This window comes from Vreelandella vilamensis, assembly GCF_031451755.1.
GTDB classification, from domain to species: domain Bacteria; phylum Pseudomonadota; class Gammaproteobacteria; order Pseudomonadales; family Halomonadaceae; genus Vreelandella; species Vreelandella vilamensis.
Genome location: NZ_JARWAN010000006.1, coordinates 47685 through 60440, shown reverse-complemented (window position 1 = coordinate 60440; position 12756 = coordinate 47685). Strand labels below are relative to the sequence as shown.

The window sequence follows — 12756 nt, the reverse complement described above, 5'->3', positions numbered from 1 at the left end:
ACTTTAGCAGCATTCGGCCAAGGTCGTCTTGGCCGAATGCAACCGCCCTCATACACTGAAAGCGATAACAGCGATAACGCACGACTTAAGCGCTAACCACCGATTCAAAAAATAAACACAACATCCTGGGAGAGCGAGATGGCCAATGTATTGGTAGTCGATGACGAGCCCAATATCGTTCTGTCTTTAGAGTTTTTGATGGAACAAGCAGGCTTTCAGGTCACGACAGCCGAGGATGGCGAGCAAGCCTTAGAAAGCGTCAAAAATGCCCAGCCTGATCTGATTTTACTCGATATCAGCTTGCCGGGCATCAGCGGCTTCGACGTGCTAGAACAGCTACGAGGGCAGCCAGATACCGCGTCATTACCGATTATCATGCTGACCGCCCACGGCCGTGAGGTAGAACGTGAAAAAGGCATGGCGTTAGGAGCCGATGATTACATCACCAAGCCTTTTTCGACTCAAACGCTGGTCGAAAAAGTCAAAACGCTACTGAACGGAGCATCGTCATGAAACGCCGTGGACTCCCCAAACGTCAGCGGCTGATTGGCTTGTGGCTTTTACTCAGCGGTGTGAGCTTATTTGGCGGTGCGATTTTCGCGGGCTGGCTCGATGCCCACCTCAACCCTGACGGTTGGCAACGCATGGTGCTATGGCTGGGTAGCTTTTCGGGCGGCGGTACCATTTTTCTCGTGGGGCTTTTGCTTGAGCGGATGCTTTTTACCCCGCTGCGCCATTTGCAGGTGCAGCTTGCGCGGCTGGTATCAAATCCTGACGCCCGCGACGAGCATCCACCTGAAGGTTGGTTAAAAGGCTTAGGCCCCGATCTTCGCCGCGTGCATGAAAGTTGGCGCGATGACCGCGCGCGGCTTGCCACCGCGCATGCCGAAGGGGCCCGCAGCGCGACACGTATCCGCCAGGAGCTGGAAACCCTGCTGCAAGTGCTCGAAACGCCCCTGCTGCTGTGCGATCACCACCGTCGCGTCATGCTCTTCAACCAAGCGGCAGAAGACTTTTTTTCCGGCCATGATGGCCTAGGTCTTGGCAAGCGGCTGGAAACGTTACTTCCCAGCCCCAGTTTGCAGCACTCACTTTCGCAGCTCCCGCTCGATGGCACTCCCCGTGAGCTACTCGCCCCGTGCGATGAGCGTTGGCTGAAAATCATCCTACGCCGAGTACCGGGTAGCGACGGTGAAACCTTGTTAACGTTTACCGATGCGACCGCCTCTTGGTCGAGTGAAATGGGCGTGCGTGCGGAACTCGCCGCCATGTTAACGCCGCTGCGCCAACATACGGCGAGCCTGACCAGCGCCGCCGACGCCCTGATTCAGCTACGTCAACACGGTGAAGCGACCGACACGTTGCGCGAGCGCCTTGAACGCGTTATCGAAGAAGAAGGCGCCACCCTGGGCGACAGCGTTGCCCGCATCGGCACGCTGTTGGATGACATGCAGCATCAGGGCGAGCGCTTAACCCCGATGTGGTCCAATGACTTCTGGCAGGCCTTAGATGAGCGCCTTGACCCCGAACACCGTCTGATCACGCCCATTGGCATGCCGGCCTGGTTCAAAGGCGATGCCCCGGCACTGATTGCCCTGCTGGCGTCGCTGGTCCAACACCTCAACGCCTACTTGCCGGATAACGGCTTCGAGGGTGAAGTCTGCCTAGGCAACAAGCGGGTGTATCTTGACTTCATCTGGCGCGGCAAACCTCTGCCCGAGCGTGAACTGGCACAATGGCAGCAAAAAACGCTTGAGAGTTTACCCCTTTCGCCGACCGTCGCCGACGTCCTGCGCCAGCACGCCAGCGATATCTGGAGCATGGCGGACGAAACCAGTGGCTATGCCCGCATCCGATTGCCGCTACCTGCCACCGAACGCGTTGGCGCCCCTCGTGAAACGACTCCACCGCGCCCCGAGTTTCACGACTTTGGCATTGCCGATTTACCCCCACCAGACGAGGCGCTCGCAAATCGCTCTCTGCGAAGCCTTGAAGTTGTCGCCTTTGATACTGAAACCACCGGGCTAGAGCTTCGCCGAGGAGATACCGTGATTAGCGTAGGTGCCTGCCGCGTGGTCAACGCCCGCTTGTTGGCAAGCGAAGTGTTTGATCAAAAGGTCGACCCTAAACGCCCCATCCCACCGGCAAGCACGGCGATTCATGGGCTGACCGACGCCGACGTTGAGGGTGCGCCGCCGCTCGATATCGTACTGACACGCTTTCGCCAATACGTCAGTGAGGCAGTGCTGCTCGCGCACAACGCCTCGTTTGATATGTTGGCCATTAGTCATCACGGCGTCGATTTCGACCTCCCCGTGCTGGATACGCTGCTGATTTCCCGCGCGCTGGATGAAGCCATTGACGGTCACGATTTAGACAGCCTGGCTCAGCGCTACGACCTTTCCTTCCCTCCTGGCACGCGACATACCGCGCTAGGGGATGCCCGAGTAACAGCCGAGCTTTGGTTGGCGTTGCTTCCGCGGCTGGAGGCGCGAGGTATCGACACCTTGGAAAAACTATTAGCCCTGCAGCACAATGCCTTCGACAAGGAGGATGCCAGCGCATGAACACTAACCACAACTTGCCGCATGACTCCCGCCACAGCGCAGGCCAAGACAGCCATCACCATGCCCGTCTTATCGCCCTGATACTTCTTGCGGTACTGCTGTTTTGCCCGCCGCTTCTGGTGGTGGTTGACCGCTTGCCCGGCGTGGCAAGCCTGGTGCTTTATCTTTTCGGCGCCTGGGCACTCGTGATTGGGCTAGGTGCTTGGTTAATGGAGCGTTCCGCCAAGCACTAAAACCCTGGAGCATTGAGACGGGTTTAGCGCCTTTGAGGAGTCACGCCGATGCGTACAGACCCGATAATCCTCACCGCGGCCTTTGGCTACTTAGCCTTGCTTTTTGTGGTGGCAGCGTGGGGGGATCGTCGCGCGGAAACGGGCCGCACGGTGATCGGCTCGCCGACGGTCTATGCGCTATCGATAGCGGTTTATTGCACGGCGTGGACGTTTTACGGCAGCGTCGGGCGTGCGGCAGAACACGGCCCCAGCTTTTTACTGATTTACCTGGGCCCAACGCTTGCCATGCTCACCGCGCCGTTTTTGCTGCGCAAAATGGTCCGCATCGCGGCGCGTGAACGCATCACCTCGATCGCCGACTTCATTAGCGCACGCTACGGCAAAAGCACCGGCCTTGGCGCGCTTGTGGCATTAATGGCGCTGATCACCATCACGCCGTATATCGCTTTGCAGCTCAAAGCGATTACCGTCAGCCACGCGATACTGATTAACTACCCCGATAGTGCTGATAACACCCTGACCAATGAAAGCTTCTGGATGGACAAATCCTTCTGGGTAGCACTCGTGCTCGCGGTATTTATTATTTTGTTTGGCACTCGCCACCTTGATGCCAGCGAACGCCATGAAGGGATGGTCGCCGCCATCGCGTTGGAATCCTTGGTCAAGCTCGCCGCCTTTCTCGCCGTCGGGCTATTCGTCGTTTTCGGGCTATTCGCCGGGCCAGGGGATTTGTTTCGACAAGTCGCCTTAACGCCTGAACTTACCCACTTAATGAGCCTCGACAACGTACCCGGCGGGGTTACCGGCTGGGTGGGTATGCTGATACTGGCGTTTTTAGCGTTTATTACCCTCCCCCGCCAGTTTCAAGTCTTGGTGGTCGAGAACGTTGATGAGCGCCACCTGAAACGCGCCAGCTGGTTGTTTCCGCTCTACATGCTGCTGATCAACCTCTTTGTTATCCCAATTGCACTCGCAGGCTTATTATTAGGCGAGGCGGCTGGCAATCCGGATAGTTTTGTCCTGACGCTGCCCCTGCTCGCTGGCACCGAGGCGTTGCCTCTGTTTGTCTTTATTGGCGGGCTTTCCGCTGCCACCGGGATGGTCATCGTCGAAACCATCGCGCTTTCCACTATGGTGAGTAACCAGCTCGTCATGCCGTTACTGCTTCGGCTTAAGCATCTGCATATCAACTACCAGGGTAGGCTCGCAGGGTGGCTTTTGGGCATTCGCCGCATTTCTATCATCTTGATTTTACTGCTGGGTTATCTCTATCACGCGTTGATAGGCGACTCTTATAGCCTGGTCACCATTGGGCTTGTCTCTTTTGCCGGAGCCGCGCAACTTGCACCTGCTCTTCTGCTGGGCCTTTATTGGCGCGGCGCGACCCGCCAAGGCGCAACGCTTGGGCTCATTGCCGGATTTGCCGTGTGGGGCTACACCCTGCTATTGCCGGGGTTTGCTCAATCCGGGTGGTTGAGCGCCACACTGCTTACCGACGGCCCTTGGGGCATTGGCTGGCTAACACCCTATGCGTTATTTGGTTTAAACGGCTGGGATATTTACACGCATTCATTGCTGTGGAGCATGATGGCTAATGTGGGCTTGATAGTGGGGGTATCGCTGTTCACACGACCAACACCGCTTGAGCAAACACAAGCAGCGCTTTTCACCCAAGCCTTGCACCCCAACCTGCAAACCACCTCACTCTGGCGTGGCCAAACCACGCAAGGGGAGCTGAACGAGCTACTTGAGCGCTACTTGGGAGCGACAGCCACAAAGCGCGTCTTCGCTAACGCCCTCCATCGCGATGATGCCACGGAACAACCAGCCTCCACAGAGCTTATTACGCGTGCCGAACAAGCGCTTGCAGGCTCGCTGGGTAGCGCATCGGCGCGAGTGCTGATCAACTCGGTGGTGCGCGGTGAGGCGCTTGACCTTGAATCCATCTTGAGCATCCTCGACACCACGTCGCAAACGCTAGAGTCCAACCGCGAACTAGAACAAAAATCCCAAGAACTTGCTCGCATCGGCGAAGAGTTACGCGCCGCTAATGAACGCCTACGCGAGCTCGACCGATTGAAAGATGAGTTTGTGGCCATGGTAAGCCATGAACTGCGTACTCCGCTCACCTCCATTCGCGCGTTTGCCGAAATTTTGCGCGACGGCGATGAGATGCCCAACGAAAAACGCCAGCATTTTTTAGGTGTTATTGTGCATGAAAGTCAGCGCCTCTCACGCTTAATTGAGGAGATCTTAGATCTGGCGCGTTTAGAAAGCGGCCGTTTGACGCTTAACCCGGAAACGCTGGATCTCGCTGCGCTTGCCCGTCATAGCGTCGATGCGATCTCGCGTTTGCAAGAAAACCGCGGCGTAACGCTAAACATCAAGATAGACGCCGAGCCCGCCATGATTGTCGGCGACAGCGACCGTTTAGAACAGGTCATCATTAACCTGTTAGATAACGCCGGTAAGTTTGCTGACCGTGACGACCCGCAGATATTGCTACGCCTTTATGCCCACAAAAAACACTTTCGCCTGAGCGTGGAAGATAATGGGCCAGGGATTAGTGCGGAAGAACGTGAGCGCGTCTTCGAGAAATTCCACCAAATCGAACAGTCAAGTGATACAGCCACTCGCGGGCGCCCCAAAGGCAGTGGGCTGGGGCTACCTATTAGCCGTGGGATTGTCGCTCACTTAGGCGGGCGTTTGTGGGCGGACGAAGGCGCGACGCTCGGTGGTGCTTGCCTGATCATGGAACTCCCGAACGCACCCGAGACTGAACGTGATTGACAAATTTGCGAATCTGCTGAAGATCGTATTTAAGCATATGCGTTTGGTCATCGCGCAGCCTCGCACTATCCACCCAGCCATCGGCCACTTGACCGAGCGACAGATTTTGGCGCTGCTGATCAAGCGTCAACTGCTGTAAACGCTCAAGCGTTGTCACAAGTCCTTCTGCCTGATCGCGTGTTACGCCGCTGGCGCTATGCTCCCCTAGTTCATGTAGCCGCTTGCGGGTACTTACTTTTCGCACACTAGTGTGAAGGCTTAAAAGTCGCACCGCGCTAACGAGCGGCATCAGCCCTTGGTGTTTAAGGTCGATAGCTCCAGAATACGGCGCTTCTTTTATGCTACCTTTTAAACGACCTAAGCGGTCTAACGCCACAGGCAACTCATCGAGTAGCGATGCCATTTCATCCATAAATAGCGCACGCTTAGGTACGATATCCGCCACGCTCTTTGATAGCGCCTGGGCTAGGTACGCCTCGCCTGCAACAGGCGTGAAATCCAACAAAATATTCGTTTGCTGCACGCGCTTAACGCGGCGCTCTTGCGTCCACAGCTCCAGCTGAGTACGCCACTCACCGAGACGTTTACGCCACATAGGCCAACGCGCCATCACATGGCCTTGGCAAAGCGGAATCCCGGCTTCATCCAGACGATCAGTAAAACGCTCGCCTAGCGCCTGAAAGTAACCGTCGATTTCCCGATGGCGGCTGTCGGGATAATCGTCGATAATCAGCGCATTGTCTTGATCTGGCCCGAGCAGGCTTTCATTGCGCGCGCCTGAACCAAGAATGAGTACGCAATAATCTACCGGAGGCGCGCCCCATCCTTGGCTTTGCATTTCATCCAACGAGAGCGTAATGGCTTGCCGGTAAAGTAAGGCGTTATGGTCGCTGATCAATTGACTAATACGCCAGGCGGGCAACTCATAACGCACTAGCGTTTCCACCAAGTGCTGCTGCCACTGATAGGCATTATGGAGGGGACTTTCGACGGGCGGTGCCGCGTCTAGCACATTTTTTAACGGCGCAAGAAATGTGCCCACATCGCCAGGCTGCCTATCTTCAAACAGGTTACGCCACGGCGACGAACGATAAACCCAGCGCAAGTAACAGCCCTACGCGCCGGATGAGTCAGCGGGCTTTTGACGCGGGTCGGGCTCAAACATCGCATCGCCCACTTCATCGATATAGCGTTTCGCCTTCGTCACCATCATCTCATCGCAGCCATCCCGGCTGGGCAGCATATCGGAGCGTTCAAAGCGGTGCTCACGCACATCGCCATCGTCTAGGCGTTGACGAATAATCCCGCTTACGCGGTATTGTCCACTTTGGTCATCCGGCTCGGAAATGATCACGTAGCCGTTATACTTGACCGCATCGGCCGCTTGAGGGCGGCTACCTTGCTGCGTTTTGTCACCGCCAAACAGGCCGGCAATTAGTTTTTTCAGCATAAAGGCTCCTTATACGCAAGGCGGCAGCCCTAAGGCTGCCGCAGGTCTTGCGAGTTAGCTTTGCTTACGGCCTTTACCGGCGGCAATACGCAAACGCAACGCGTTGAGCTTAATGAAGCCTTCCGCGTCTTTCTGATCGTAGGCACCGGCGTCATCTTCAAAAGTGGCAATCGATTCATCGAACAACGATTGCTCGGACTTGCGACCCACCGGAATCGCATTGCCCTTGTAGAGCTTCATGCGAACGACGCCACTGACGTTTTTCTGCGTTTCATCGATCGCCGCTTGCAGCATACGGCGCTCAGGGCTCCACCAGTAGCCGTTGTAGATCACCTCGGCGTATTTTGGCATAAGCTCATCTTTTAGATGCGCTTCCTCGCGATCAAGCGTCAATGACTCAATCGCACGGTGAGCGCGCAGCATGATGGTACCGCCCGGTGTTTCGTAGCATCCACGCGACTTCATGCCCACGTAGCGATTCTCAACGATATCCAAGCGGCCAATACCGTTATCGCCCCCCACTTTATTCAGATATTCGAGCACTTCATGCGCTTTCATGGCGGTGCCGTCGATCGCTACGATATCGCCTTTCTCAAAGGTCAGCTCAACGTAGGTCGGCTGATCCGGTGCGGCTTCTGGAGAGACGCTCCAACGCCACATATCTTCTTCGGCTTCGGCCCACGGATCTTCCAGAATGCCGCCCTCGTAGGAGATATGCAGCAAGTTGGCATCCATGGAGTATGGGGATTTTTTCTTCTTGCTGGAAAAATCCACTGGGATATTGTGCTGTTCGCAGTAAGCCATCAGCTTTTCACGCGAGGTCAGGTCCCACTCACGCCAAGGAGCAATCACCTTCACGCCAGGCTTAAGCGCGTAGGCGCCAAGTTCAAAGCGTACTTGGTCGTTGCCCTTGCCGGTGGCGCCGTGGGAAATGGCATCAGCGCCGGTCTCGTTGGCGATTTCAATTAGGCGCTTGGCGATCAATGGGCGAGCGATTGAGGTACCCAGCAAATATTCGCCTTCATAAATCGTGTTGGCACGAAACATCGGATAAACGTAATCGCGCGCAAACTCTTCGCGTAGGTCTTCAATGTAAATTTCTTTTACGCCTAGCGTTTGTGCCTTCGTGCGCGCAGGCTCGACTTCTTCCCCTTGACCGATGTCGGCAGTAAACGTCACCACTTCGCAGTTGTAGGTTTCTTGCAACCACTTGACGATAACGGATGTATCCAGGCCGCCGGAATAGGCCAGCACAACCTTATTAACATCGGACATTCTAAGCTCCTCTTGATCTAAAACGGCGCGGCTTTCGTATGCGCCTAATAGTGAAACAATGAGTATAGCGTTCTCACACCTCAACGAATACCTTCTACGGCGTGTCGACCTCAAAGCTGATAGAATGACTCGTTATTATCTGCTCGCTATTGACTATTTGCTTTAAGGAGAGCTGCATGAGCGAGGCAATTGCCCGCGATTTAATGGCCCAGCGATTTCGCAGTTACCTTCCCGTCGTGGTGGATTTAGAGACGGGTGGCTTTAACGCAAAGCAGGATGCCCTGCTTGAGATCGCGGTCGTAACGCTCACCATGGACCCGGAAGGCAACCTGCTACCCGATGCCACTTACGCTTATCACCTGAAACCGTTCGAAGGCGCCAACATTGAACAATCGGCACTGGATTTTACCGGCATCAGGCTTGATGACCCATTGCGTCAGCAAGTTGCCGTGACCGAAGCCGAAGCGCTGGGAGAGCTGTTTCGCCCCGTGCGCAAAGCGATCAAAGCCCACGGCTGCACCCGCGCGATTTTGGTGGGTCACAATGCCGCTTTCGATCACGGTTTTTTGAACGCTGCGTCCGAACGCTGCGGCATCAAACGTAACCCCTTCCACCCCTTTTCCAGTTTTGATACCGCATCACTTGCTGGATTGGTCTACGGCCAAACGGTACTCGCCCGCGCGTGCCGCGCTGCAGGCATCGAATTCGATAATAAAGCCGCACACTCAGCACGTTACGACACTGAACGCACGGCCGAGCTTTTTTGCGCAATGGTTAACCGCTATAAAGATTTAGGCGGCTGGCGTCTCGCTCAGCGCGAACAAGAAATGGACCGCACTGACGAGTAACGCGACAGATGCAGGGTGACTCCCTTTACGTTAATATGTCGCGCTGAAAACACCGTAATAAACCGATGTACTAACATGCCAGTCTCACAAAGCCAGTCTCTCAAAGCACCAACGCTTTTCGAGAGGCTTGCTTTTATCCTTATGTTATTCGCCCTGTTTCCAGGAGATAAAGCGTTTCCATGGCCCAGCACAATGCCTTTTATGCCCAGTCCGGGGGCGTCACCGCCGTCATCAACGCCAGCGCCTGTGGCGTTATTGAAGCCTGCCGTGAAGCAAACGATCAGATAGGCAAGGTATACGCCGGCCATAACGGCATTATCGGGGCGTTAACCGAAGACCTTATTGACGTCTCCCAAGAGAGTGAGGCGTCAATTACCGCCCTTCGCCATACTCCCGGCGGCGCTTTTGGCTCTTGTCGCTACAAGCTCAAAGATATTGACACCCATCGTGCTCAGTACGAGCGCTTGATTGAAGTATTTAAAGCACACGATATTCGTTACTTTTTTTACAATGGTGGCGGTGATAGCGCCGACACGTGTCTAAAAGTTTCACAGCTTTCGGAGAAAATGGGTTATCCGTTGACCGCTATTCACGTACCCAAAACCGTGGATAACGATCTGCCGGTGACCGACAACAGCCCCGGTTTTGGCAGCGTGGCCAAATATATCGCCACCTCGACCCGAGAAGCGTCACTTGATGTCGCTTCCATGTGCGCCACTTCTACTAAAGTATTTGTACTGGAGGTCATGGGTCGCCACGCTGGCTGGATCGCTGCCTCAGGCGGGTTAGCAGGAGAAAGCGAAGGGGAGCCGCCGCACTTGATTATCTTTCCTGAAATCGCCTTCGACCGCGAAGCCGTCATGGCACGGGTAGATAAATGCGTAAAAGAGTGCGGCTACTGTGTGATTGTCGTGTCCGAAGGGGCGCGTTACGAGGATGGCACTTTCTTGGCCGACGCGGGCAATACCGATGCATTTGGCCACCGTCAGTTAGGCGGCGTCGCCCCGACACTCGCCGGTATGATCAAGCAGGATTTAGGTTACAAATACCATTGGGCCGTGGCAGATTATTTGCAGCGCGCCGCGCGTCACTTAGCCTCAAAAACCGATGTCGAACACGCTTACGCCGTCGGGCGCGAGGCGGTCGCCTTGGCCCTGGCAGGCAAAAACGCGATGATGCCCGCGATTCGCCGTGTATCTGAGTCACCCTATCAATGGGATGTCATTTCAGCGCCGTTGAAAGAAGTTGCCAATCAAGAAAAGTTCATGCCGCGCGATTACATCAGTGAAGATGGTTTCTCTATCACACCGGCATGTCGAAGCTACCTCTCGCCGCTAATCCAGGGCGAAGACTTTCCGCCCTTTGAAAACGGTCTGCCCAAGGTCGCTAAATTGAAACTCGCCAAGGTGGAAAAACGCCTACCCGTTTTTACTCTTTAGGTAACGGCAATTCTAGGTACCGGTACTCACTAAGCAGCGGCATACTTTACGTATAACTGCCATGCATTAAGCTACCTGCGTACTAACGCAACAACCAAGATAGCACCAATAGCAGCAGCAAGATTCCCGCCACTCCTTGCCAGAAACGGCGGGGATCGCTGCGAGCCTCTTGGCGATCTTGTCCCCGCGGGCGCCCTAGCTGCAAACGCAGGGCATGCAAAAACTCTGACATACGCCGAAAACGCAGTTCACGTTGTGGGTCTAACGCCCGACGCAAGGCATCATCTAACGCGGGTGAAACTTCCGGATTAGCGGCCCGCGCACTGCGGTAACTCAACCCTTCCAAATCAGTATGGCTGCGCAAACGGTCGGGCGTTAGCACGTAAGGTGTTTGCCCGGTAAGCAACCAATAGGTGGTGGAGGCAAGTGAATACTGATCGCTGCGCCGACCAACACGATCACCTAAGGCATACTCCGGCGCGGCATGCTCGTTTAAGCCCACTTGGCGCAGCAACTCACCCGAATGGCGATGTCCGTCCACTTCACGCACGTGGCAGGCACTAAAATCGGTCAGCACGAGTTTGCCGTGAACATCTATCAGCACATTATCCGGGTTCACTTGTTGGTGAAGCACTTCACGATGGTGAAGCGCCTGCACTGCTTTGCCTAGTTGATTGGCAATTTCTAAGCGCTGGATCAACGTTGCTTGCGGATGGCGTGCCGCCCACTGGCGCAGCGTCTCGCCTTCTACATTTTCCATTAAGTAATAAAGGTAGCGCCGTGGCCGTGACGGCTCGACCACACGAACAACAAAGGGTGAATTAACGCGCTCGACAACCCACTGCTGCATCAAAAAATGCTCTAGGTAAGCATTGCGCAGAGAAAGCTCAGGACTGGGGGCTTTCATCACCACAGTGCGCTGCGTATTGATATCGCGAACCCGGTATACCCGCGACTGCGCTGTCCGTGATAGCACCTGAAGCACTTCAAAGCCGTCCAAGCGCTCGCCTTGACTCAACTCAGGCGGAATAGGCAAATCACCATACACTTGGCCGGGATGATCGCTCTCTTCGTCAGGTAATTCGTCAATACGCACCAGCTGAAAGCAGAACTGATCGCCACCGTAGCCCCGCTCTTGGGCGCGAGTTTTGGCCTCATTCGCCAAGCGCTCACAAGCAGCATCTAAGTCGCTGGCATCTTGACGAATTAAATGCACATAGTCAGACGGCAATAGCGTGCCGCGCACGGCTTGGGTGGTGAAGAGAAAAATATCCCCCTGCTTGAGCGGCATCTGGGTATAGTCAATATCGACGCTGCCATCTAACCCTAACGCCCGGGACGGATAGCGATAACCACCAATGTCGGTCACGTGGTCCCGTGACACTTGCTCAAACTCAGCGCCCCGTAAGCGAAACACCAAGGTATCGCCCATATGAAACAAGTGCGCTTCCCGTTGGCGAAACACTAACGCTGACATTGACGAAACAAAACTGCCTTCATGTACGTGTTGGCTCTGGCTATAGCACCAGCTATTAAGCGCACAAAGCACGCGGGTCGCTGAGGTTTTGACATCCCAGTGATCAGGAGTGGAAAAGTAATCAGCCAAAAAACCCCTTACGCTGAGATCACCCGCCTGCTTTGCCATGGTGTTGCGAGATATCGAATCACTGATAACGGCACAACCGCCCTTCGCTTGCAGTAGTGGCGTATCAGGGATTTGTACCGACATCGAACTACGGTGTCGACGCCGATCAGGCGCAACGAAGTCTTGGCCATAACTAATAAGCAATTGGGCGTGCGCCAAGTTCACCTCCAGGGAAGCGTGGAAACCGCGGTTAAGAGCCTAGAGCCTTTCTATGCGGCAATGCATTGCGTAGACGCTATGATACACATGCACCATCATAAACACAGTGGCGTAAAAGTGCCTATGAATCCGCCACCGACCTATGTTTTGTAAACCCGATCTATGATTTAGAACCCCGACGTTTTAGAAACCCGACCTATGTTTTAGAAACGTAGGTCGCATTGGCAATTCACTTATCATGTTCGTATAATCCAACGCCATAAATGTTGGCTTATTTTTTACTTAGCCACTTTCACGTTTATCAGTTACGGTCTTTTAAGAACGCTTAAGGAAATCACGGTCAACTACCT

General features: G+C 54.9%; 10 protein-coding genes. 6 read left to right on the top strand and 4 right to left on the bottom strand.

Going from position 1 to position 12756, the window contains the following annotated elements; genetic code table 11:
* Nucleotides 1-138 precede the first annotated feature (138 nt).
* From QC823_RS05430 to QC823_RS05415, 4 genes are read left to right on the top strand one after another with little or no spacing between them, the layout of a single operon-like run.
* On the top strand, nucleotides 139-513 hold the full coding sequence (locus QC823_RS05430) for a response regulator transcription factor (RefSeq protein WP_309655338.1): 375 nt from the start codon (nucleotides 139-141) through the stop codon (nucleotides 511-513).
* On the top strand, nucleotides 510-2567 hold the full coding sequence (locus QC823_RS05425) for a 3'-5' exonuclease (protein WP_309655337.1): 2058 nt from the start codon (nucleotides 510-512) through the stop codon (nucleotides 2565-2567). Before QC823_RS05430 ends, QC823_RS05425 begins: the two co-directional genes overlap by 4 nt.
* The gene (locus tag QC823_RS05420) at nucleotides 2564-2800 is read left to right on the top strand and encodes a hypothetical protein (RefSeq protein WP_309655336.1); all 237 of its coding nucleotides are present in this window, start codon (nucleotides 2564-2566) and stop codon (nucleotides 2798-2800) included. Before QC823_RS05425 ends, QC823_RS05420 begins: the two co-directional genes overlap by 4 nt.
* 48 nt (nucleotides 2801-2848) lie before the next feature.
* Complete coding sequence (locus QC823_RS05415; protein ID WP_309655335.1) at nucleotides 2849-5590, top strand: sensor histidine kinase; 2742 nt, start codon at nucleotides 2849-2851, stop codon at nucleotides 5588-5590.
* Here the strand turns inward: QC823_RS05415 and QC823_RS05410 are convergent.
* Genes QC823_RS05410 through QC823_RS05400 form a run of 3 tightly spaced genes read right to left on the bottom strand, consistent with a single transcriptional unit; the run spans nucleotide 5550 to nucleotide 8315 of the window.
* Nucleotides 5550-6695 (bottom strand): DUF294 nucleotidyltransferase-like domain-containing protein, encoded by a 1146-nt coding sequence (locus QC823_RS05410; protein ID WP_309655334.1) that lies wholly within the window; start codon nucleotides 6693-6695, stop codon nucleotides 5550-5552. The two genes, QC823_RS05415 and QC823_RS05410, sit on opposite strands and share 41 nt — an antisense overlap.
* A gap of 9 nt (nucleotides 6696-6704) precedes the next feature.
* Nucleotides 6705-7040: an HlyU family transcriptional regulator gene (locus QC823_RS05405; protein WP_309655333.1), complete on the bottom strand. Its 336-nt coding sequence runs from the start codon at nucleotides 7038-7040 to the stop codon at nucleotides 6705-6707.
* Between the two features lie 54 nt (nucleotides 7041-7094).
* On the bottom strand, nucleotides 7095-8315 hold the full coding sequence (locus QC823_RS05400) for an argininosuccinate synthase (protein ID WP_309655332.1): 1221 nt from the start codon (nucleotides 8313-8315) through the stop codon (nucleotides 7095-7097).
* A 176-nt stretch (nucleotides 8316-8491) separates the two neighbouring features.
* On the opposite strand from QC823_RS05400, the gene rnt reads away from it, so the two are divergent.
* On the top strand, nucleotides 8492-9163 hold the full coding sequence (rnt, locus tag QC823_RS05395) for a ribonuclease T (protein WP_309655331.1): 672 nt from the start codon (nucleotides 8492-8494) through the stop codon (nucleotides 9161-9163).
* A 179-nt stretch (nucleotides 9164-9342) separates the two neighbouring features.
* Nucleotides 9343-10602 (top strand): 6-phosphofructokinase, encoded by a 1260-nt coding sequence (locus tag QC823_RS05390; RefSeq protein WP_309655330.1) that lies wholly within the window; start codon nucleotides 9343-9345, stop codon nucleotides 10600-10602.
* Nucleotides 10603-10684: 82 nt separating this feature from the next.
* Here the strand turns inward: QC823_RS05390 and QC823_RS05385 are convergent, their stop codons facing one another.
* Nucleotides 10685-12406, bottom strand: a complete 1722-nt coding sequence (locus QC823_RS05385; protein ID WP_309655329.1) for a bifunctional protein-serine/threonine kinase/phosphatase — start codon at nucleotides 12404-12406, stop codon at nucleotides 10685-10687.
* Nucleotides 12407-12756 lie beyond the last annotated feature (350 nt).

Coding starts and splice junctions, on each gene's coding strand:
- QC823_RS05420 (WP_309655336.1), top strand. CDS start 2,564: ATGAACACTAACCACAACTTGCCGCATGACTCCCGCCACAGCGCAGGC.
- rnt (WP_309655331.1), top strand. CDS start 8,492: ATGAGCGAGGCAATTGCCCGCGATTTAATGGCCCAGCGATTTCGCAGT.
- QC823_RS05405 (WP_309655333.1), bottom strand. CDS start 7,040: ATGCTGAAAAAACTAATTGCCGGCCTGTTTGGCGGTGACAAAACGCAG.
- QC823_RS05425 (WP_309655337.1), top strand. CDS start 510: ATGAAACGCCGTGGACTCCCCAAACGTCAGCGGCTGATTGGCTTGTGG.
- QC823_RS05400 (WP_309655332.1), bottom strand. CDS start 8,315: ATGTCCGATGTTAATAAGGTTGTGCTGGCCTATTCCGGCGGCCTGGAT.
- QC823_RS05430 (WP_309655338.1), top strand. CDS start 139: ATGGCCAATGTATTGGTAGTCGATGACGAGCCCAATATCGTTCTGTCT.
- QC823_RS05415 (WP_309655335.1), top strand. CDS start 2,849: ATGCGTACAGACCCGATAATCCTCACCGCGGCCTTTGGCTACTTAGCC.
- QC823_RS05390 (WP_309655330.1), top strand. CDS start 9,343: ATGGCCCAGCACAATGCCTTTTATGCCCAGTCCGGGGGCGTCACCGCC.